The organism is Myxococcus sp. SDU36 (genome assembly GCF_030168875.1).
GTDB lineage: Bacteria > Myxococcota > Myxococcia > Myxococcales > Myxococcaceae > Myxococcus > Myxococcus vastator.
The window spans coordinates 4,398,929-4,421,055 of sequence record NZ_CP077414.1; the positions used below are offsets into that span (position 1 = coordinate 4,398,929).

The 22,127-nt window shown below is 70.0% G+C and carries 12 protein-coding genes; all 12 read right to left on the reverse strand.

The genetic code is table 11. The annotated features are described in order from the left end of the window. Positions 1–283: 283 nt before the first annotated feature. The 12 genes from agmC to KGD87_RS17320 all read right to left on the reverse strand — a co-directional run bounded on the left by agmC (position 284) and on the right by KGD87_RS17320 (position 22,087). Positions 284–8,308, reverse strand: a complete 8,025-nt coding sequence (gene agmC, locus KGD87_RS17265) for an adventurous gliding motility protein AgmC (RefSeq protein ID WP_502888030.1) — start codon at positions 8,306–8,308, stop codon at positions 284–286. A gap of 332 nt (positions 8,309–8,640) precedes the next feature. Continuing rightward, complete coding sequence (ftsA, locus tag KGD87_RS17270; protein ID WP_002634374.1) at positions 8,641–9,873, reverse strand: cell division protein FtsA; 1,233 nt, start codon at positions 9,871–9,873, stop codon at positions 8,641–8,643. A 46-nt stretch (positions 9,874–9,919) separates the two neighbouring features. Beyond that, the gene (locus KGD87_RS17275) at positions 9,920–10,774 is read right to left on the reverse strand and encodes a cell division protein FtsQ/DivIB (protein WP_284668495.1); all 855 of its coding nucleotides are present in this window, start codon (positions 10,772–10,774) and stop codon (positions 9,920–9,922) included. Positions 10,775–10,929: 155 nt separating this feature from the next. Then, positions 10,930–11,886: a D-alanine--D-alanine ligase gene (locus tag KGD87_RS17280; RefSeq protein WP_284668496.1), complete on the reverse strand. Its 957-nt coding sequence runs from the start codon at positions 11,884–11,886 to the stop codon at positions 10,930–10,932. Further along, on the reverse strand, positions 11,883–12,815 hold the full coding sequence (murB, locus tag KGD87_RS17285) for a UDP-N-acetylmuramate dehydrogenase (protein WP_284668497.1): 933 nt from the start codon (positions 12,813–12,815) through the stop codon (positions 11,883–11,885). Before murB ends, KGD87_RS17280 begins: the two co-directional genes overlap by 4 nt. Positions 12,816–12,819: 4 nt before the next feature. Continuing rightward, a complete protein-coding gene (murC, locus tag KGD87_RS17290) occupies positions 12,820–14,238 on the reverse strand; it encodes a UDP-N-acetylmuramate--L-alanine ligase (protein ID WP_284668498.1) in 1,419 nt (472 codons plus the stop codon). Further along, positions 14,235–15,386, reverse strand: coding sequence for an undecaprenyldiphospho-muramoylpentapeptide beta-N-acetylglucosaminyltransferase (murG, locus tag KGD87_RS17295; protein ID WP_284668499.1), 1,152 nt, complete (start codon positions 15,384–15,386; stop codon positions 14,235–14,237). The genes murC and murG overlap by 4 nt, the downstream gene beginning before the upstream one ends. Continuing rightward, on the reverse strand, positions 15,383–16,549 hold the full coding sequence (gene ftsW, locus KGD87_RS17300; protein WP_284668500.1) for a putative lipid II flippase FtsW: 1,167 nt from the start codon (positions 16,547–16,549) through the stop codon (positions 15,383–15,385). The genes murG and ftsW overlap by 4 nt, the downstream gene beginning before the upstream one ends. 4 nt (positions 16,550–16,553) lie before the next feature. After that, a complete protein-coding gene (gene murD, locus KGD87_RS17305) occupies positions 16,554–17,921 on the reverse strand; it encodes a UDP-N-acetylmuramoyl-L-alanine--D-glutamate ligase (protein WP_284668501.1) in 1,368 nt (455 codons plus the stop codon). A gap of 19 nt (positions 17,922–17,940) precedes the next feature. Continuing rightward, a complete protein-coding gene (gene mraY / locus KGD87_RS17310) occupies positions 17,941–19,119 on the reverse strand; it encodes a phospho-N-acetylmuramoyl-pentapeptide-transferase (RefSeq protein ID WP_284668502.1) in 1,179 nt (392 codons plus the stop codon). After that, on the reverse strand, positions 19,119–20,519 hold the full coding sequence (locus tag KGD87_RS17315; protein WP_284668503.1) for a UDP-N-acetylmuramoyl-tripeptide--D-alanyl-D-alanine ligase: 1,401 nt from the start codon (positions 20,517–20,519) through the stop codon (positions 19,119–19,121). The genes mraY and KGD87_RS17315 overlap by 1 nt, the downstream gene beginning before the upstream one ends. Positions 20,520–20,563: 44 nt before the next feature. Continuing rightward, the gene (locus KGD87_RS17320) at positions 20,564–22,087 is read right to left on the reverse strand and encodes a UDP-N-acetylmuramoyl-L-alanyl-D-glutamate--2,6-diaminopimelate ligase (RefSeq protein WP_163781958.1); all 1,524 of its coding nucleotides are present in this window, start codon (positions 22,085–22,087) and stop codon (positions 20,564–20,566) included. Between the last annotated feature and the right edge of the window lie 40 nt (positions 22,088–22,127).

Genomic DNA, 22,127 nt, shown 5'->3' on the forward strand with positions numbered 1-22,127 from the left:
CCTCAATCATCAGCAAGTCCCACGCTTTGGCAAGTATTCCGCTACGAGCCTGTAGCGGGATGCTGCGCGTCCGAGTCCTGACGCGCACTTACGCCAACGCAAGGACGTGCAGGCGTGCGACGCGGTGGGTGAACTTCGCCCCTTGACTCGCGCTCCACGGCACTGCGTAGCGGGTGGGACGCAGCATGCCCCAAAAAACGACGGGTGGCCCCGAAATCTCTTTCGGAGCCACCCGTGGATGAACGCACCCGGTGTGTTTCACCGGGTATTCAGGGCCCGTGCGTCAGCGCGCCTCGCGCTCCACTTCGACCTTCCCCACGCGGAGGATGGTGAAGCCTACGCGGCGGTTGTTCTCGCGGCCCTTCGCCGTCTTGTTGGTGTCCACCGGCTTCGCCTCGCCGTAGCCCACCGCCTCCATGCGGCCCTCGGCGATGCCGGCGTTCACCAGGAAGGCGCGCACGTTGTTCGCGCGGCGCTGGGACAGGTCCAGGTTCTTCGCGTCGTTGCCCTGGGCATCCGTGTGGCCCTCGATGCGGACCAGCTCCACCTGCGGGTTGGCGCGCAGCACCGCGGCCACCTGCTTCAGCAGCGGGAACGAGCGGGCCAGGATGACGTCCTTTCCAGTGGCGAAGTAGACCTTCTCCAGGATGACGATGCGCTCGCCGTCCACGAGCACCTTCACCTTGCCCTTGTCGGGGCAGCCGTCCTCGTCCTGGAAGCCGTTGATGGTCTCCGGCTCGTTCGGGCACTTGTCCTCGGTGTCGGGGATGCCGTCCCGGTCGTTGTCCGGGTCGGGGCAGCCGTCCTCGTCCTGGAAGCCGTCCTTGTCCTCCGGGGCGTTGGGGCAGCGGTCCTCCGGGTCCATGAGGCCGTCGCCATCCGTGTCCACCGGCGGCGGGGGCGGCGCCACGTCCAGGCAGCCCTCCGTGTCCTCGAAGCCGTTGAGCGTCTCCGGCTCGTTCGGGCACGCGTCCGCCGTGTCGGGGATGCCGTCCGCGTCATTGTCCGGGTCGGGGCAGCCGTCCTCGTCCTGGAAGCCGTCCTTGTCCTCGGGCTCCGTCGGGCAGGCGTCATGGATGTCGAGGATGCCGTCGCCGTCCGTGTCCACCGGCGCCGCCGGCTGCGGCTCGCGGGACGGCTCCGGGCTGTAGCTGAAGCCCGCGAGCAGCCGGAAGCCCGGCGTGCCGTAGCCGCGGGTGAGTCCCGGCCCACCGCCCACGTGCGCGGAGAAGCCGCCCAGCGCGCGGTACTTCAGCGCCGCCAGCAGCTCCAGCGGGCGCTCCTCGGTGTCCTGCTGCTCCAGGTTCACCGCGCCCACCACGGTGGCCGCGAGCGCCAGTGGCACCTCGCGCACCGTGAAGGGCAGCTCGGCGCCCATGCCGTAGGACACCGCGTTGCCCACGTTCAGGTTGCGCAGCTGCTGCATCTGCCGGAAGTCCACGCCCACGTTGGCGGCCAGGCGGAACCGCTCGCCGTATTCGGCCACCAGGCGCGGCTGCACGCCCACGCCCGAGCTCCCGAGGAAGTCGGAGCCGCCGCCCGTGGGCAGCACCACCGGCACCGTCAGGGCCAGGCCGAAGGAGCCCTCCTCCAGGAGGCGGGCCTTGGGCACCAGGCGCAGGTCCCCGATGCCGCCCGAGCCCACGCCCTGGGCGAAGGACGGGTCCACCATGGGCGCCGCCTGCGAACGCTGGAGCGTCACCGGCAGCAGCACGCCGAGCTCCAAGCGGTCGAAGAGGCCCACCGAGCCCATCAGGTCCACCCCCACCTGGCTGCGCACCAGCGCGGTGATGTACCGGCCCGAGCGCGGGTCCATGAAGTTGAGCGGCTTGTCCCCGTAGTTGACGGACACGCCCACGTTCCAACCCAGGTGGGAATGCACCTGGGCGCTCTGGACGCCCAGGATGTCCTTCGAGCTCGGCCCCGGCTTGTACTGCTGCACGTCGATGGACTGGGACGCGGACAGCGTGGGCACCTGCGCCACGGCCGGCCGCGACACCAGCAGCACCGCCAGCGCCAGCACGGCGGCGGCGGCCACAGGGGCCCCACCGGCCCGCCCCGCCGAGCGACGGAAGCGGCCCAGCAGGGGCAGTCCGAGCAGCAGCAGCGCCAGCGGAGCGAAGGTGCCCGCCCCACTCGTGCTGCACCCACGGCCGGAGATGACGAAGTCGTCGTTGCCGTCCAGCGGGTTGGTCCCACCGGAGACTTCCTCGCCGTCATTCACGCCGCCACTGTCCGTGTCGGCGTTGTTCGGGTCCGTCTCGCCGTTGTCGAAGGCGCCGTTGCGATTGGCGTCCTCCGCGCCGTCCAGCAGGCCGTCGCCGTCCGTGTCCGGGTCGAGCGGGTTGGTGGGGTTGGAGCCACGCACCTCCACGCCGTCCGACAGGCCGTCAGCGTCCGTGTCCGGGTTGTTCGGGTCCGTCTCCGTGGTGTCGACGCGGCCGTCGTGGTTGGCGTCCTCCTCGCCGTCCATCAGTCCGTCGCCGTCCGTGTCCGGGTTCTTCGGGTCGGTGGTGGTGGTCGGGTCCGCGTCCGGGCGGAAGTTGGGCGAGCTGCGGTCCGTGTCCGCGTGCGCGGTCTCCAGGGTGATGCCCGCCTCGGTGCCGTCCAGGATGCCGTCGTTGTCGCTGTCCGGGTCCAACGCGTCGATGAGGCCGTCACCATCCGTGTCGGTGATGCCGTCGAGGCCGTCGGGAATGCCGTCGTCGTCGCTGTCCGCGTCGTTGGGGTCCAGGCCGAGCTCCAGCTCCGTCGCGTCATCAATGCCGTCGCCGTCGGAGTCGACGTCGTCCGCGGGGTTGAGCGGATCCGTCTCGCCCGGGTCCACCCGGCCGTTGCGGTTGGCGTCCTCGATGCCGTCACGCACGCTGCCGCCGTCCGTGTCCGGGTTGAGCGGGTCCGTCACCGTCGTCGGGTCCGCGTCCGCCACGAAGCGCGTCATGTCCGTGCCCGTGCCCTGGGGCTCGGTGAGGCCCAGCTCCAGGCCGTCCGACAGCAGGTCGCCGTCCGTGTCCCCGTTGTTCGGGTCCGTCTCACCCTCGTCGACGATGCCGTTGTGGTTGGCGTCCTCGTTGCCGTCCAGGATGCCGTCGTCGTCCGTGTCGTCGTCGAGCGGGTCCGTCCCCGCGACATTCACCTCGATACCGTCCGGCAGGCCGTCACCGTCCGTGTCGGGATTGTTCGGGTCGGTGCCCAGCGCAATCTCCTCGGCGTCCGTCAGGCCGTCGTCATCCGAGTCGACCGCCACCGCCCAGGTGTAGGTCGCCGGCGTGTCATCCACGTTGCCCGCCGCATCCACCGCGCGAACGCTCAGCGTGTGGCTGCCTTCCGCCAGGCCCGTGAAGGTGACCGGGTCCGTGCACGGCACGTGCGCCGCGCCGTCCAGGCTGCACTCGTACGTCACCGGGGACTCGTCCGAGTCGAAGTCGAACGTCGCCGTGCTGGGCGCGTCCGTCAGCGGAGGGCCCGTGACGATGAGGGTGTCCGGCGCGGTGGTGTCCACCGTCCAGGTGTAGGTGGCCGGCGTCGGGTCCACGTTGCCGTCGCCATCGACGGCGCGGACCTCCAGCGTGTGCTCGCCGTCATCCAGGCCCGTGAAGTCAACGGGGTCCGTGCACGCCGTGAAGGGCGCGCCGTCCAGGCTGCACTCGTACGTCACCGGGGACTCGTCCGAGTCGAAGTCGAACGTCGCCGAGTCGCTGTTGGTGAGCGTGGGCGGCGTCGAGGTGAACGTCGTCTCCGGCGGCTCCGCGTCCACGATGAACGTGTGCGTCACCGTCGTGCTGGTGTTGCCCGCCTCGTCCTCCGCCGTGACGGACACCGTGTGGGGACCCTCCGACAGCGTGTCGCCCACGGGGAGGGACCAGTTGCCGGACGGGTCGGCCACCGCCGTGCCCACCGTGACGCCATCCACCACCACCGTCACGGTGCTGCCCGGCTCCGACGTACCGGAGTACGTCACCACCGGCACGTCGAGCACCGCGCCGTCCGCGGGCGTGGTGATGACCACCACCGGCGCCGCCGTGTCCACCGTCCAGGTGTGCTCGGCGGGCGTCGGGTCCACGTTGCCCGCCGCATCCACCGCGCGCACGAGCAGCGTCTGGTCGCCGTCCGGCAGCGGGCCGAACTGCGCCTGGGCCGGGCACGCCGTGAAGGGCGCACCGTTCAGCGAGCACTCGTACGTCACCGGAGACTCGTTCGAGGAGAAGACGAAGTCCGCGGTGGCCACGTTCGTCAGCACCGCCGGGCCACTGTCGATGGCGGTATCCGGCGCCGCCGTGTCCACCGTGAAGGTGGAGCTCGTCGGAGCGCTGGTGTTGCCCGCCTCATCCGTCGCCGTGACGGTGAGGGTGTACGTGTCGTCCGGCAACGTCACCGGCGGCGTGAAGGTCCAGTTGCCACCCGCGTCGACCGGGATGGGGCCGTAGGTCGTCCCATCCAGCGTCAGCGTCACGAACTCGGCGCCATCCGCCGTGCCGGTGATGGTCACCACCCCGTCATCCAGCACCGCGCCATTCGCGGGCGAGGTGATGAGCGGCGCCAGAGGTGGCGTGAGGTCCACCGTCCAGGTGTGCTCCGCGGGCGTCGGGTCCACATTCCCCGCGGTGTCCACCGCGCGCACCAGGAGCGTGTGCTCGCCTTCCGCGAAGCCGTCGAACGTCTCCGTGCACGGCACGTAGGCCGCGCCGTCCAGGCTGCACTCGTAGGTGGAGCCCGGCTCGGAGGCCGCGAACTCGAACGAGGCTGACGTCGCCGAGGTCACCGTCGGCGGGCCGCTCACCACGAGCGTGTCCGGCGGCGTCGTGTCCACCGTCCACGCGTACTGCGCGGGCGTCGGGTCCACGTTGCCCGCCGCGTCCACCGCGCGCACCAGGAGCAGGTGGTCCCCATCCGCCAGGCCCGTGAAGCTCGCCGGGTCGGTGCAGGCCACGTAGACGCCCCCATCCAGGCTGCACTCGTAGGCCACGCCGCCGCCCTCCGAGCGGAGGTCGAAGGTAGCGGACGTGTCCCGCGTCAGCAGCGCCGGACCGGAGTCGATGAACGTGTCGGGCGCAGACAGGTCGACGATGAACGTGCTCGTCACCGGCCCCGCCGAGTTGCCCGCGGGGTCCACGCTGATGATGCTCACCGTGTGAGGGCCCTCGTCGAGCGGCTCCGGCACGATGAAGGTCCAGTTGCCGTCCTCATCGACCAGGATGGGACCGTGCGTCGCACCACCGACATCCAGGTAGATGCTGCTGCCCGGCTCCCCCGTTCCCGTCAGCGTCGGCGTCGCGGTGGCGACCTCCTCCTGGTCCGCGGGCGAGTCGATGGTCGGCAGCGTCGGAGGCGTGAGGTCCACCGTCCACGCGTACTGAGCAGGCGTCGGGTCCACGTTGCCCGCCGCATCCACCGCGCGCACCGCCAGCGTCTGGTCGCCCTCGACCAGACCCGTGAACGTCTGCGGGTCCGTGCAGGCGGTGAAGGGCGCGCCGTTCAGCGAGCACTGGTACGTCACCGGGCTCTCGTTCGAGCTGAAGTCGAACGTGGCACTGGTGGCGTTCGTCACCGCCGGAGGCCCGCTCACGATGGTGGTGTCCGGCGCGGTGGCATCCACCGTCCACGTCCGGGTGGCGGGCGTCGGGTCCACGTTGCCCGCCGCGTCCACCGCGCGCACCGCCAACGTGTGCGAACCATCCGCCAGCCCCGTGAAGGTGACGGGGTCCGTGCAGGCCACGAACGGGCCGCCATCCAGCGAACACTGGTACGTCACCGGGCTCTCGTTCGAATCGAAGTCGAACGTCGCGCTGCTGGACGTCGTCGTCCCCGAAGGGCCGCTGACAATCGTCGTGTCCGGCGCCGTCGTGTCCACCGTCCACGCGTACGTCGCGGGCGTCGGGTCCACGTTGCCCGCCGCGTCCACCGCGCGCACCGCCAGCGTGTGATTGCCCTGGCTCAGCCCCGTGAACGTCCGCGGGTCGGTGCAGGCCACGAACGGACCGCCGTCCAGGGAGCACTGGTACGTCACCGGGCTCTCGTTCGAGCTGAAGTCGAACGTGGCACTGGTGGCGTTCGTCACCGCCGGAGGCCCGCTCACGATGGTGGTGTCCGGCGCGGTGGCATCCACCGTCCACGTCCGGGTGGCGGGCGTCGGGTCCACGTTGCCCGCCGCGTCCACCGCGCGCACCGCCAACGTGTGCGAACCATCCGCCAGCCCCGTGAAGGTGACGGGGTCCGTGCAGGCCACGAACGGGCCGCCATCCAGCGAACACTGGTACGTCACCGGGCTCTCGTTCGAATCGAAGTCGAACGTCGCGCTGCTGGACGTCGTCGTCCCCGAAGGGCCGCTGACAATCGTCGTGTCCGGCGCCGTCGTGTCCACCGTCCACGCGTACGTCGCGGGCGTCGGGTCCACGTTGCCCGCCGCGTCCACCGCGCGCACCGCCAGCGTGTGATTGCCCTGGCTCAGCCCCGTGAACGTCCGCGGGTCGGTGCAGGCCACGAACGGACCGCCGTCCAGGGAGCACTGGTACGTCACCGGGTTCTCATTCGAGCTGAAGTCGAACGTGGCGCTGGTGGAATTCGTCACCGCCGGAGGCCCACTCACGATGGTGGTGTCCGGAGGCGTGGTGTCGGAGACCACGGTGAAGGTGTTGGTGTTGCTCAGCACGGACGACACGCCCTGGAGCTGGGCGTAGGCATTCACCGTGTGCGAGCCGACGGCCAGGTCCACGGTCGGCGTGAAGCTGAAGTTCCCCGCGGCGTCCGCCGTCGCGCGGCCCACTTCGACGCCATCCACGAAGATGACCACCGTGGCGTTCGCGGGGGCCGTGCCGGTGATGGCCGGACGAACGCCCGTGGTAGAGCCGTTGGCCGGCGACACCACCACGGGGGCCGGCAGGTTCGCCGGGAAGGCGCCGGGAAGGGTGGTGACAACACCCGGGTTGCCAGGAGCGGCGCCATACGTGAGCCCGTCCGGAGCGCTTGCCGTCGGCTGCGTGCCCGCGGCGCCGCCGGTGACCACCGGAGCGCACGTTCCCGTCGCGGACTGCGTCAGCACCCGGCCGCCACCACCGCCGCCACCCGTGCCGTGCTCGGCGAAAATCGTGACACCGCCGTTGCCACCGCGGGCCGACACCTGGTTGGCCGCGCAGTTCAGGGCGCCAGTGACGCGCAGGTACACGGTGCCGCCAGCGCCCGCTCCGCCCGCTGCGTCATTTCCATCTCCCAGGGCGTTGCCGCCCGCCAGCCCGTTCGCCGAAACGCGACCAGCCCCCGACAGCGAGGCAGCGCGGATGAACACGAATCCGCCGCCCGCGCTCCCCGCGCCGGCCACGTCATCATTGCCATGTCCAGCGCCACCGCCACCGCCGAACAGCCCCTGGCTCACCGCATCGAAGTTCAGACCGGCGCCACCGAACCCACCCACCGTCCGAGAAACCGTAGGACCATCCTCCCCACTCCAGGTGCGCCCACCGATGCCACCTGCACCCGCGTTGCTGCCGCCACCACCGCCGGAGTTGTGGCAGACGCCGCCGCCACCCGCGTTGGCGATGTTGCCCCGGCCCGTCGTCACCTCCGCGAGGTCGAGCGGGAACGTGTCACCGCCAAACCGGGAAGGAACCAGGCCCTCTCCCTTCGACGCCCCGCCCGGCCACTCCTCATCCACACCCGTGCAGCCATCACCATCGCCGTTCCAGGCAAACGCGCCCCGGAAACCCCGGCCATCCGCGTGGATGGCACCCGCGTTGTTCACCGCGCCCTGCGACAGGAAGGCCACCACGCCGCCCGTCGTCCCATCCCACGGCGCCGCCACGATGCTGCCCGCGGCGTTCACCGTCACGCTGGTGTACTCGGGCACCCGAATCGCCTGCGTCCCGGTGGCTCCGAAGGCCACCGTGAGCGGCTGCGTGAAGTTGAGCCGCGTCGCCGTGAGGCTCTGAATCCGCGCGAACTCCCAGCGACCCACCGGGCCTCCCGCCAGGCTGATGGGCGCCTGACTCCCAGACGCGGGCGCCGCGAGCCCCGTGGTCTGGTGCACCATCACCAGGTTGCCCACCGCGAAGCCCGCGGTCGAGGCCACCGTCACGAAGCTCTGCCCCGCGGGCACGGCGGCTGTCACGCGCGTGTAGGTATTGATGGGCGTGTTGGCGGCGTTGATGGTCAGCGCGCCGACGGCCCCGCTCCCCAGGCCGACGTTGTCCACGGCGGCCATCGCCACCGGCCCAACCAACGCCGCGCACAGCAGCGCCAGGGGTGCGATGGCCAGGCCAAGGCGCCCTTGGAAAACCCGACTAAGCAAGGGGACGTAAAAGGTCGTTCGAGTCATAAACCTGGGGTCGTTGGGGGGTGTGGGCCCAGCGGCAAATGCCGCACATAGCAATCCGAGAGCCAGCCTCTGTCCAATCTACGACCCGCGGTATTCCGAGGATTTCAGCGCCCTGCTCAAGGGGTAGCGCCCGCCCCATCCGAACCACGGATCCAGTTTCCGGAAACTGGACCGGCTCGCGCCTCCAAGAGGGCAACCCACCAGGTCGGCTGACGCGTCAAACCCGGACGCTGACGCGTCAGCCAGGACGCAGGGCGTGGCCCAGGCCAACAAAAAAGGGCCCTCCTTTCGGAGAGCCCTTGGGCGACGCGGTGGGCGCTCGGCCCGGTGCGTTAGAAGATTTCCTCGAGCCACTCGCGCATGCGGCCCTTCACCTTCTTGTACACGTTCTCCTCGCGGATGCGGAACATGCGCCGGTCCAGGTGGCGGGCGCCGTAGACGACCAGGCCCACGCCGGTGGCGTACATGGGGCTCTTCACCACATCCACCAGACCGCCGATGCCACGCGGCATGCCGCGGCGAACGGGCAGGCCCAGGACTTCCTCGGCCAGCTCCGGCATGCCGGCCAGCAGCGTGGAGCCACCCGTAATCACCACGCCCGAGGCCAGCAGGTCCTCGTAGCCGCACTTCTGGATTTCGCGGTGCACGAGCTGGAAGATCTCCTCCACGCGCGGCTCCAGGATTTCGCAGAGAATCTGCCGCCCGAGCACGCGAGGCTGACGGCCCCCGACGCTGGGCACTTCAATGGTGTCGTCCTTGTTGATGAGCGACGACAGCGCGCAGCCGTACTTCTGCTTGATGCGCTCGGCCTCGTGCGCGGGCGTGCGCAGGCCAATGGCGATATCGCTGGTGAGGTTGTTGCCGCCCAGCGCAATCACCGCTGTGTGGACGATGGAGCCGCCTGAGAAGATGGCGATGTCCGTCGTGCCGCCGCCGATGTCGACGAGGCACACGCCCAGCTCCTTCTCATCCTCGCCCAGCACCGCCTCCGCGCTGGCCAGCGGCTGGAGGACGATGTCGGAGACGTTGAGCCCGGTGCGGTTGGCGCACTTGACGATGTTCTGCGCGCTGGACACCGCGCCCGTGACGATATGGACCTTGGCCTCCAGCCGGACGCCCGCCATGCCCAGGGGCTCCTTGATGCCACCCTGGTCGTCAATGATGAACTCCTGCGGGAGGACGTGGATGACCTCCCGGTCCAGCGGAATCGCCACGGCCTTGGCCGCGTCGATGACGCGGGCGATGTCCGCCTCGCGGACCTCCTTGTCCTTGACGGCGACGATGCCCTGGGAATTGAAGCCCTTGATGTGGCCTCCGGCGATGCCCGTGTAGACGTGGGAAATCTCCGCCCCCGCCATGAGCTCCGCTTCTTCCACCGCGCGGCGGATGGAAGAGACGGTCGCCTCGATGTTCACCACCACGCCCTTGCGCAGACCCTTCGACGGATGCGTACCGATGCCGATGATGTCGATGCCGCTGTCGGTCAGCTCTCCGACGATGGCGCAGATCTTCGTCGTGCCGATGTCGAGGCCGACGATGATCTCCCCCGACTTCTGCTTCGCCATGACAACCCTCCCAGGCCCCCCACTCTCGTGAAAGGGGCGCGTCCTCTTACCGCATCGAAGCCCCGCTCCTCTCGGACGCGGGGCTCGAAATCTTCACCGCCACCCAGCCGGGCCGGGCACGGTTATCCAGGTGAATGATCTCCGCTGCAAGCCCCCTCGCACCCAGTTCGCGCCGGACACGGGCAAGACGTTGCAGCTTGACCTCTGAATCTCCTTCGCCCAGGCGCACTTCCTGACCGGACGCCGTCACCAGCGCCAGGCTCTGCGCCTCCAGGCGGACCTCCGACAACTGTTCGGCCTTCTCGGGTGACAGCCGCGCGTACGCGCTCGCCACCGTCAACGCCGAACGGAGGCGCTCCCGCGCCGCCGCCGGGTCCGCCACATAACCTTCCCGGTCCAGGCCCGTCACCAGGGGCAAGTCCAGTCCGTCCCCGGGCGTCACCCGCTTGAAGGGCTCACCCTCTTCGTCCAGGACGTACAGCTCCCCCAGCACCGCCATGGCCACCGGCACGTGCTCCGTCACCTCCACCGACACGCGGTTGGGAAACCGGCGCGTCACCTCCACCGTGCGCAACCAGGGGTGCTGGTGCATGGCGCGCTCCAGCGCGTCCACGTCCAGCTTCCACAGATTCTGCCCCTTCGTCAGCGCCGCCAGCCGCAGCAGCTCCACCCGGGAGGCGCGCTGGAGACCGGAGAAGGACACCGCCTCCAGGTCGAAGCGCGGCGACGTCAGCGCCCACTCCCGCAGCGCCACCCCACCCCACACCAGCAGCCCGGTGCCCAGCGTCAACCCCAGCACCCTGAGCACGCCCGGCCCGTGCGAACGCACCGCGCCTCGGACCGCCTCTTTCTGCTGGGCGGCGTCCTGACGGCGGCGGTTCTTGGATTTTCCGAAGGCCATGGGGAGAAAAGGATTGACGCATGCTGTGCGCGGTTGGGGAGCCACGCCAGTTTTTGGCTACAGGCACGTCGCTGTAGCGCAAGCCGCCGCACAGGCGCTTCGGAAATTTTCGAGGGAGGCCGACGCCGAGTTGCGCCTGATCGAAAACCGGACGCTCAGGCCTTGAGACACGCGCCCAGCAACAGGCGCTCGCACAGGGCGGGGAAGTCGATGCCGCGCCCCGCGGCAATCTTGGGCAGCAGGCTGGTGGCCGTCATGCCTGGCAGCGTGTTCGTTTCCAGGAGGAACACCTCGCCCCCGTCGGTGACGATGACGTCCGACCGCGAGCCCCCGCTACAACCCAGGGCCTGGTGCGCGGCCAGGCACACCTCGTTCACGCGCGCATACTGTTCTGGAGGCAGGGGCGCGGGGAAGAGGTACTGCGTCCCGGTGCCGGCCTTGTACTTCGCGTCATAGTCGTAGAACTCGCGAGCGGCGCGGACCTCGATGACGCCCAGGGCCTCATCGTCCAACACCCCACCCTGCACTTCGCGTCCCTTGACGAACTGCTCCACCAGCAGGGTGCCCGCGTACTTCGCCGCGTCCGTCACGGCGGCCTCGTAGGCGTCCCGCGTCTTGCAGATGTGCACACCCACGCTGCTGCCTTCGCGGCTGGGCTTCACCACCACTGGAAACGGGAAGGGCAGGCTGTCCGCCGCCGCCAGCGCCGACGCGGCGTCTCGGAAGGAGCGGTACGCGGGCGTGGGGATGCCGTGGGCCACGAAGACCTGCTTGGCGTACACCTTGTCCATGCCCAGCGCGGAGGCCAGCACGCCGCTGCCGGTATAGGGAATGAAGAGCGACTCCAGCAGCCCCTGGAGGCAGCCGTCCTCGCCATAGCGCCCGTGGACGGCCAGCCACGCCACGTCCACCTGCTCCGCCGCCAGGCGCGCGGGCAAGTCCCGGCCCACGTCAAGCTCCACCACGGTGTAGCCCAGCCCGCGCAGCGCCCCGGAGACGGCCTCACCGGTGCGCAGGGACACGTCGCGCTCCGCGGACATTCCGCCCAACAGCACGCCGACACGCTTCTGCTTGAGCTCGTCCTTCGTGAAGGCACCGCGGTTCGGAGTCACGGGAAGTCTCCCAGGCGCTTGACTTCGGGTTTCATGTCGACGCCGGACTGCTCGCGCACCCGCTGCCGCATGAGGGTGACGAGTCCCAGCACGTTGCGGGCGGTGGCGCCGCCCAGGTTCACAATCCAGTTGGCGTGCAGGGTGGACACCTGCGCGCGCCCCAGCGAGTACCCTTTCAGGCCCGCCAGTTCAATCAGCCGCCCGGCATGGTCGCCTGGCGGGTTGGTGAAGACGCTGCCGAAGTTGGGCTGACTGAGCGGCTGTGTCCGCTTCCGGTAACCCAGGTCCGCGTCCATGACGGCCTTGGAGGCCACCACGTCCCCCTTGCGCAGCGCGAAACGCACCCGGGTGACGACGCCGCCCGGCGGCAATTCGGAGTGACGGTAGGCGTGCGGCACCTGCGCCTTCGTCAGCCACCCCACCCCGTCCGCCGTGGCCACCTCCACCGCCTCGATGACGCGGAAGGCCTCGCCATTCTTGGTGCCGGCGTTCATCGACACCGCGCCGCCCAGCGTGCCGGGGATGCCGGCCAGGAACTCCGCGCCCACCAGCGCGTGCGCCCGCATGACGTTGATGAGGCGGACGATGGCCGCCCCCGCGCCCAGCGTGAGCCGCCCTTCCTCGGGGCCCACGTCGGCCACCTCCGGGAAGAGGTCTCCGGGCAGCTTCAGCGTCAGGCCGGGCACCCCGCCGTCGCCCACCAGCGTGTTGGCGCCGCCGCCCAGAACCGAGACGGGGACGCCCTCTTCGCGCGCCAGCTTCAGCAAGGCCACCAGGGCGTCCGGCGAGCGCGGGCGCACCAGGGCTTCCGCGGCGCCGCCAGCCCGGACGCTGGTGAGCGGCGCCAGCGGTTCGCCCGCCTTCACCTCGCAGCCGCCCAGCGACTCCACGCGCGCCGCCAGCGCCGTCTTCACGCCCGCTTCCACCATGGCGCTAGTCCTTCGACAGGGGGGTGGTGCGCAGCAGTTCGAGCAGCTCCGGCCCCACGTGGGTGATGTCACCCGCGCCCAGCGTCAACACCAGGTCCCCCTCGCGCAGCCGCGGCAGCAGCGCCGCCGGCAGGTCCGTGCGCTTCTCCACGAAGGCGACGTCGCGGTGGCCGTGGGCGCGGATGGCGTCCGCCAGCGCGTCACCCGTGGCGCCCTCGATGCGCTCCTCGCCCGCCGCGTAGACGCTGGTGACGAAGAGCACGTCCGAGTCATTGAAGGAGGTGGTGAACTCCTTCATCAGGTCATGCGTGCGCGTGTAGCGGTGCGGCTGGAAGGCCACCACCACCCGGCGCCCGAAGGCCCGCCGCGCGCCGGCCAGCGTGGCCAGCACCTCCGTGGGGTGGTGCCCATAGTCGTCCACCACGGTGATGCCCTGGGCCTCGCCGCGCACGGTGAAGCGCCGCTGCACGCCGCCGAACTCGGCCAGCGATTCGCGCACCGTCTCCAGCGGGATGTCCATCTCCTCCGCCACGGCGATGACGGCCAGCGCGTTGAAGGCGTTGTGCGCGCCCACCATCCGCACGCGAAACTCGCCCAGCGCCTCTTCCCGGCGGTAGGCGTGGAAGCGCGTGGTGAAGCCGTCCAACTGGATGTGCTCCAGCCGGTAGTCCGCCATGTGCGAGCTGCCGTAGGTGACGAAGCGCTTCTCGATGCGCGGCAGCAGCGCCTGGACGTTGGGGTTGTCCAGGCACAGCACGTTGAGGCCGTAGAACGGCACCCGGTTGCAGAACTCCACGAAGGCGGACTGGAGCGTCTCCAGGTCGCCGTAGTGGTCCATGTGCTCCGGGTCGATGTTGGTGACGATGGCGATGGACGGGTGCAGGTGCAGGAAGCTGCCGTCGCTCTCGTCGGCCTCCACCACCATCAGCTCGCTCTTGCCCAGCTTGGCGTTGGAGTCGAGCACGTTCACCTTGCCGCCCACCACCGCCGTCGGGTCCAGCCCCGCAGCGCTCATCACGGTGGCCACCATGGACGTCGTCGTCGTCTTCCCGTGGCTGCCGGCCACGGCGACCGCGTACTTCAGCCGCATCAGCTCCGCGAGCATCTCCGCGCGGGGGATGACGGGAATCTTCCGCTGCCGGGCGGCCACCACCTCCGGGTTGTCCTTGCGCACCGCGGAGGAGATGACCACCACGTCCGCCTGGACCAGGTTCTGCGCGCGGTGGCCTTCGAAGAACGTGGCCCCCATGCGCGCCAGGCGCCGGGTGATGTCGCTCTCGCGCAGGTCCGAGCCGGACACCCGGTAGCCCATGTTCAGCAGCACCTCGGCGATGCCACTCATGCCGATACCACCGAGCCCCACGAAGTGGACCTGCGCCGCGTGGCGCGTCTTGAAGAGGCTGGGGGGCTTGTTGCGCGTCACGAATGGCTCCTGGGGGCCTTCTTCTCCGCTTCGATGGGGGTGCGCTCGCGGCCGTTGGGGCCCCACGTCTGGACCATCAGGTCCACGCACACGTCCGCCAGCTCCTTGGCGGCCTCGGGACGGCCCAGCAGGCCCGCCTTCTTCTCCATGCTCTTGAGGCGCTCGGGGTGGCTCTTCAGCTCACGCACCGTCTGCGCCAGCTTCTCCCCGGTGAGCTCCGACTCGCGGAACATCAGCGCCGCGCCCGCGTCCACCAGCGCCCGCGCGTTGACGGCCTGGTGGTCGTCCGTGGCGTGGGGGAAGGGAATCAGGAGGCTGGCCTTCTTGCAGACGGTCAGCTCCGCGAGCGTCGTCGCGCCAGCGCGACAGACGACGAGGTCCGCGCGGGCATAGGCGCTGGACATGTCGTCGATGAACTCCACCACCTCCGCCTGGAAGCCCTTGTCCGCGTAGCCCTTGCGCACCGACTCCAAATCATTCTTCCCCGTCTGGTGGACGAAGTGCAGGCTGTCCTTCAGGTCGCCCAGCGAGTCCAGCGCTTCGGTCATCCGCTGGTTGATGCCTCGCGCGCCCAGGCTGCCGCCGAAGACGAGCACGGAGAAGCGCTCGTGCGCGACGTGGCTGCGCAGGTAGTTGTCCATCAGCTTGCGGCGGATGGGGTTGCCGATGAGCTGGACCTTCTTCTCTGGGAAGAAGGCGCGCGCCTCCTCGAAGGCGATGAACACCACGCGGACAATCCGGCCCAGCACCTTGTTGGTGAAGCCGGGCAGCGCGTTCTGCTCCTGGATGGCGGTGGGGATGCCCATCAGCCACGCGGCCAGCACCACCGGGCCGCTGGCGTAGCCGCCCACGCCCACCACCACGTCCGGCTTCTGCCGGGCGAGGATGCGAAAGGACTCGATGAAGGCCAGCGGCAGCGCGAAGAGCGCCTTGAGCAGGGCCAGGAAGCCCTTGCCCTTGAGGCCCTGCACCTTCACCAGCTCCAGCGGATAGCCTTCCTTCGGCACCACGCGCGCCTCGATGCCACGCTCGGTGCCCACGAAGACGACCTCGTTGCGGTGATGCCGCGTCACCACCTCTTCCGCCAGGGCGATGCCCGGAAAGAGGTGTCCGCCCGTGCCCCCACCCGCGATGAGCACCTTCATCATGCCGCCACCTCCCGCATGTCGGTTCCCACCCGGCTGGACCTCGCGGCCCCCTGGGTGTTCGCGCTCAACGACAACAGCACTCCAGCCGCGCCCATCAGCACCACCAGCGATGAACCTCCGTACGACACGAAGGGCAGCGTCAGCCCCTTCGTCGGCAGCAACCCCATGGCCACGCACATGTTGACCGCGGCCTGGAACGCGATGATGGAGCTGATGCCCAGCCCCAGGTACGTGCCGAACGTCTCCCCCGCCGCCAGGCTGGCCCGGACGCCGCGCCACAGCACCACGCCGTACAGCACCACCAGCAGGCCCACGCCAATCAGGCCCGTCTCCTCGGCGATGATGGAGAAGATGAAGTCGGTGTGGGCTTCGGGCAGGAAGAAGAGCTTCTGCCGTCCGTCGCCCAGGCCCAGGCCGGCCACGCCGCCCGAGCCGATGGACATCAGGGATTCGGCCACCTGGTAGCCCACGTCATGCCGGTGCGCCCACGGGTCCAGGAAGGCCAGGATGCGCTTCATCCGGTACGGACTGGACGCGATGGCCACGTAGGCCAGGGGCAACGCCAGCAGCACCATGCCCACCAGGTAGCTCAGCTTCGCGCCGGCCGCGAACAGCAGCACGAAGAGCATGAACACCAGCAGCACGCTGCTGCCGAAGTCGGGCTGCATCATGCAAAGCAACACCAGGATGCCGCACAGCGCGAGGTGCGGCACGAAGCCCACGGAGAACTTCGCCACCTTCTCCCGCTTCTTCGCCAGCGAGTAGGACAGGTAGACGACCCAGGCGAACTTCGCCACCTCCGCCGGCTGCAGGCCAAAGCCCGGCAGGCGAATCCACCGCCGCGCGCCACCCGCCGTGCTGCCAATGCCGGGGATGTTCACCAGCACCAACAGGACGATGGCCGCCAGCAGCAGCGGATAGGCCCAGCGCGCCAGCCGGCGCCAGCCGACTTTCATGGCCATGGCCATGGCGCCCAGCCCCAGGCCCGCGGCGACGAGCTGACGCTTGAGGAAGTAGAGGCTGTCGCCCAGCTTGTCCTGCGCCAGCACCGCGCTGGCCGAGTACACCATCACCAGCCCGAAGCTCACGAGCCCCAGCACCGCGCAGAGCAGCACCGGGTCGAAGCGCACGAGGGCGGAGGACGGAGAAAAAGGGTTCTTCATACCGTCACAGCGCCTCCACCAGGCGCTTGAACGAATCGCCCCGGTCCTCGAAGTTCTTGAACTGGTCGAAGGACGCGCACGCGGGCGACAGCAGCACCGTGTCCCCCCGCTCCGCCAACTCCCGCGCCCGCGCCACCGCCCGGGCCAGGGTGCCGCACGCGTGGACCCGCGCCGCGCCGGCGTAGGCCCGGGCCAGCGTGTCCGCGTCGTCGCCGATGGTGAGCACGCCCTTCACCTTGCCCCGCCCCGCCTCCACCATGGGCGCGTACGACGCGCCCTTGCCCTTGCCGCCGACAATCAGCCACACGTCCCTGGAGAACGCGCGCAGCGCCACCAGCACCGACTCCACGTTGGTGGCCTTCGAGTCATTCACCCACTCGACGCCGTCCAGCACGCGCACGCTCTCCAGCCGGTGCGGCAGGCCCGGGTAGCCGTCCAGCCCCGCCTGCACCGCGCCGGAGGCCACGCCGCCCAGGCGCGCCAGCAGCGCCGCCGCCATCGCGTTCTGCGCGTTGTGGGCGCCGCGCAGCGCGCGGTTCATCAGCGTGTAGTGCTCGCCCAGGAAGTCCAGCCGGAAGCCGCCCGGCTCCGCCACCGCCAGGCCCGCCAGCGCCGGGGCGTCCGCCACGGGCGTGCCCATGAGGCTGAAGCCGTACACCGGCGCCTTCGCACCGCGCGCCAGGCCCAGCACGTCCGCGTCGTCCGCGTTCACCACCGCGAAGTCACCGGCCTGCTGCTGCTGGAAGATGCGCGCCTTCGCCTCGCCGTACGCCGCGTGGCTGGGGTAGCGGTCAATGTGGTCCGGCGTCAGGTTGAGGATGGCCGCGCCCCGGGGGCGCAGCGCGCGGATGCCCTCCAACTGATAGCTGGACAGCTCCACCACCAGCGCGTCCCAGTCGCCCGGGGACATGGCCGCCTCGCTGAAGGGCCGGCCCAGGTTTCCGCCCACGAAGGTCCGCTTGCCGCCGCTGGCGAAGAGCGTGCCCGTGAGCGCCGTGGTGGTGCTCTTGCCGTTGGTGCCGGTGATGCCGAACAGCGGCACGCCAGACAGCAGGCGGCCCGCCAGCTCGACCTCGCCCCACACCGAGACACCGGCCGCGCGCGCGGCCTGGATTTCCGGCAGCGCCAGCGGCACGCCCGGGCTCACCACCACCAGGTCCTGCGACGCGAGCAGCCCCGGCGGCGTGGGTCCGGACACCAGCGTGGCGCCCAGCGCCTTCACCTCGTGGGCCACCGCGCCCAGCGTGTCCTCCCCGCGTGCGTCCAGCGCCGTGACGTCCGCGCCCTGCTGACGCAGCAGGCGCAGCGCGGCCACGCCGCTCTTCGCGAGCCCGAACACCAGCACCTTCTGACCGGACAGCGCCAACGTCATGGCCGTGCCACCTCCGGGTTCAGCGGAGCTTCAGGGACAGGAGCGCCACGCCACCACAGAGGATGGAGACGATCCAGAAACGGACGATGATCTTCGGCTCGGCCATTCCCTTGAGCTCAAAGTGATGGTGCACCGGCGCCATCTTGAAGACGCGCTTGCCCGTCATCTTGAAGGACGTGACTTGAATCATCACGCTCAGGATTTCGGCGAAGAAGATGCCGTGGATGATGGCGGACACCACCTCGTTCTTGGACAGCACCGCCAGCCCGCCCAGCGCGCCACCCAGCGCCAGCGAGCCGATGTCGCCCATGAAGACGGAGGCCGGGTACGTGTTGAACCACAGGAAGGAGATGCCCGCGCCGACGATGGCCGCGCAGAACACCGCCAGCTCCGCGCCGCCCGGCACCTGGAGGATGCCCAGGTACTGGTACAGCGGCGTGGCCACCAGCTTCGACACGCCGCCCACCACCTCCGAATCCGCGATGCTCAGCGTGGTGCCCGCGACGTAGCAGAGCACCGCGAAGGTGATGCCGGACACGATGGTGGGGACGATGGCCAGCCCGTCCAGGCCGTCGGTGAGGTTCACCGCGTTGGACGTGCCCACGACGACAATCCACGCGAAGAAGACGTAGAACCAGCCCAGGTCCGGGTTGAACCAGCGCGTGGGGATGAAGGGCAGCGTCAGCCTGGTGTTGATGAGCAGCGTGGGCCCGAAGGAGCCGTCCGGCAGCGTCCACGTCGTCAGCAGGCCGAACACGGCGACGAGGAAGAAGAAGGTCTGCAGCACCATCTTCTTGCGCCCGGCAAGGCCCTTGGAGTTGCGCTTGGACAGCTTGAGCCAGTCATCCAGGAAGCCGATGAAGCCGTAGCCCAGCGTCAAGAGCAGCATCACCCACACCGCGCGACTCTTCAGGTCCGCGAACAGCAGCGTGCCCGCCGCGATGCACAGCAGGATGAGCGCGCCGCCCATGGTGGGCGTGCCCTTCTTCTTCTGGTGCGAATCCGGCGTGTCCTCGCGCACGTTGCTCTGGCCGTGCTGCTTCAGCCGCAGCCGGGCGATGAGCCTGGGCCCGATGAGCATGCCCAGGAGCAGCGCGAAGACGCCCGCGGCGATGATGCGGAAGGTGGGGTAGCGCAGGAAGTTGAGGACGCGCCCCGCCTCCGTGTTCTGGATGACCTCGTAGAGGAGGTACAGCACTAGTGATTTCCTCCGGGGACGGCCGTGCCCGTCAGGGCGGCCACCACCCGCTCCAGCCGCATGCCGCGGCTGCCCTTCACCAGCACCACGTCACCCTCGCGAAGCCGCGGCGCCAACCACGCCATCAGCGGCTCCACGTCGGTGAAGTGGGCGGCGGATTCACCCATGGAAGCGGCCTCCCACCCCTTCACGGAGCGGGGACCGAAAAATGCCGCCAGCGTCGCGTGCGAGGGGACCTGACCGCCCAGCCGCGCGTGCTCCTCGAGCTCGCCCGGCCCCAGCTCCAGCATGTCCCCCAGCACCACCACGGCCCGGCCACCCGCGGGCACCAGCGTGCCCAGCGTCTCCAGCGCGGCGTCCATGGAGGCCGGGTTGGCGTTGTAGGAGTCGTCGACGACCGTCACGCCGTGCTGCCCGTCCACCACGTTGAGGCGCCGCGAGTACGGCCGCGCCGACTCCAGGCCGCGCACGCACTCCTCCGGCGTGTAGCCCAGCGCCAGCGCCACCGCGAAGGCCGCCGTCGCGTTCTGCGCGTTGTGTGGCCCCACGAAGCGCAGCCGCACCGGCCACTCGCGGCCCAGGTGCCGCACCGTGGCCACCATGCCCTCACGGCCCAGCGTCTTCACGTCCACGAGCCGCACGTCCGCGTGCTCCGCCCGGCCGAACGTCAGCCGCTGCGCTCCGCTGCGCTCCGCCTGCGCGGGGATGAGCGCGTCGTCCACGTTCACCACGATGGTGGTGCCGTGCCCCATCTCCTGGAACAGCTCGCCCTCCGCCGCCGCCACGCCCTCCAGGCTGCCCAGCCCTTCCAGATGTTCGGGCTGGACCACCGTGATGACGCCCGCGTCCGGCTGGACGACGCGGGCCAGCCGCTCGATTTCCCCCGGCTGGTTCATCCCCACTTCGATGACCGCCGCGACGTGGCGCGGCTCCAGCCGGAAGAGCGTCAGCGGGACGCCAATCTCGTTGTTGAGGTTGCCCTCGGTCTTCAGCGCCGGCCCGCGCGTGGCCAGGATGGCGCCCACCATCTCCTTGGTGGTCGTCTTCCCGTTGGAGCCACCCACCGCGCACACCGGAATCCGGAAGCGCTGACGGTGGTGCCGTCCCAGCGCGCCCAGGGCCCGCAGGGTGTCATCGACTTCATAGAGCGTCAGCCCGGCGGGCAGCGCGGGCAGCGGGCGCCCGCGCGCCACCACCGCGCCGGCCGCCCCGCCCTTCGCCGCGGCGTCCACGAAGGCGTGGGCGTCGAAGCGCTCACCCACCAGGGCCACGAAGAGGCACCCGGGGGTGAGTGCCCGGGTGTCGGTACAGACGGCAGCGTAGGCGGCCCGGGCCGGGCCGCCACGCCGGGTCGCCCCGGTCGCCTGCACCACCTCTTCGTCGCTGAAGGAAGCTGCCATGGTGTGAGAGATGGGCGGGTCGACGGGGCTTGGGAGGCTCGGGCTCAGCCGGCGGTGCGGTTGGCCAGCGCCTTCGCGGCCACCTGCCGGTCGTCGAACGCGAGCTTCTCCGCGCCGACCTGCTGGTACGTCTCGTGGCCCTTCCCCGCGATGAGGACGACGTCGTCCGCGGACGCCAGGCTGATGGCCTGTTCAATCGCCGCGCGGCGGTCCGCATCGACCAGGTAGCCCTTCTCACCGCTCTTCGCCTTGCCCGCGGAGATGCGGCGCAGGCCGCCCTTCTCGATGCCCGCGGCCACCTGGGAGATGATCTCCTCGGGGTCCTCGGTGCGGGGGTTGTCGCTGGTGATGACGGCCAGGTCGGCGCCCTCACCCGCCACCGCGCCCATCAGCGGCCGCTTGCCCTTGTCGCGGTCCCCGCCGCAGCCGAACACCGCGATGACGCGGCCCTTGGCCAGCGAGCGCGCCGCCTCGATGGAGCGCTTGAGCGCGTCATCCGTGTGCGCGTAGTCCACCAGCACCGCGGGGGCGCCGGACGGACCGTAGTTCTCCACGCGCTCCATGCGGCCGGCGACCGGCATCATCCGCTCGATGCCTTCCTGCACGTCGCGCCGCGCGAAGCCCGCGCCCAGGCCCAGGCCCACCGCCAGGAGGATGTTCTCCAGGTTGTGGGGCCCCAGGAGCTTGCTCTTGAGCGGGATGTCACCCGCGGGCGTCTTCAGCACGCCCTTGATGCCCTGGAGCGAGAAGCTCACGTCGGCCACGGAAATCTCCCCGGAGCCCTGACGGCTGAACTTCCACGCCATGCGCTTCTGGCCACGCTGCTCGTTGTAGATGCGGCTGGCGTAGGTGTCGTCGCCGTTCACCACCGCCACGCCCGTGGCGGACAGGTTCTCCGAGAACAGCTTCCGCTTGGACTGGAAGTAATCCTCCATGTCCTTGTGGTAGTCGAGGTGGTCCCGGCTCAGGTTGGCGAAGCCCGCCGCCTTGAAGGTCAGCCCGTGCACGCGCTCCTGCGCGAGCGCATGGCTGGACACCTCCATGATGACCGTCTCCACGCCCGCCTCCACCATCTCCCGGAGGATGCGGTGCAGCTCCAGCGGATCCGGCGTGGTGTTGGCGCACTCCACCGTGCGGCCGGCGAACTTGTAGCCCAGCGTCCCGATGACGCCGGTGGCCGCGTACGCCGCGGTGCTCATGGCCTCCAGCAGATAGCTGGCCGTGGTCTTCCCGTTCGTCCCGGTGAGGCCCAGCAACGTCAGCTGGTCCGCCGGGCGGCCGTAGAAGTTGGCCGCGATGAGCGCCAGCGCCTTGCGGGCGCTGCCCACCTTGAAGAAGGGCACCTGCGAGGACGGCACCGGCTTCTCCGACACCACCGCCACGGCGCCACGGGACACGGCCTCACCGATGAACTGGGCCCCATCCTCCTTCGTGCCAGGAATGGCGACGAACAGGTCTCCCGGCTTCACGCGCCGCGAGTCCTGCGTCACCCCGGTGACGTCAACCGCGGAACGGCCGCCCGAGGTCTGCTCGGCACCACATCCTGCGAGGACATCCGTCAGCTTCATCTCTTCCCCTTCACACGCATTGCAAGAGCGGGGCCTGGAG

What these genes read in the sequence shown, in the direction of transcription:
- agmC (WP_502888030.1), bottom strand. Translation starts at nt 8,308, where the DNA reads ATGACTCGAACGACCTTTTACGTCCCCTTGCTTAGTCGGGTTTTCCAA.
- ftsA (WP_002634374.1), bottom strand. Translation starts at nt 9,873, where the DNA reads ATGGCGAAGCAGAAGTCGGGGGAGATCATCGTCGGCCTCGACATCGGC.
- KGD87_RS17275 (WP_284668495.1), bottom strand. Translation starts at nt 10,774, where the DNA reads ATGGCCTTCGGAAAATCCAAGAACCGCCGCCGTCAGGACGCCGCCCAG.
- murB (WP_284668497.1), bottom strand. Translation starts at nt 12,815, where the DNA reads ATGGTGGAAGCGGGCGTGAAGACGGCGCTGGCGGCGCGCGTGGAGTCG.
- murG (WP_284668499.1), bottom strand. Translation starts at nt 15,386, where the DNA reads ATGATGAAGGTGCTCATCGCGGGTGGGGGCACGGGCGGACACCTCTTT.
- ftsW (WP_284668500.1), bottom strand. Translation starts at nt 16,549, where the DNA reads ATGAAGAACCCTTTTTCTCCGTCCTCCGCCCTCGTGCGCTTCGACCCG.
- murD (WP_284668501.1), bottom strand. Translation starts at nt 17,921, where the DNA reads ATGACGTTGGCGCTGTCCGGTCAGAAGGTGCTGGTGTTCGGGCTCGCG.
- KGD87_RS17315 (WP_284668503.1), bottom strand. Translation starts at nt 20,519, where the DNA reads ATGGCAGCTTCCTTCAGCGACGAAGAGGTGGTGCAGGCGACCGGGGCG.
- KGD87_RS17320 (WP_163781958.1), bottom strand. Translation starts at nt 22,087, where the DNA reads ATGAAGCTGACGGATGTCCTCGCAGGATGTGGTGCCGAGCAGACCTCG.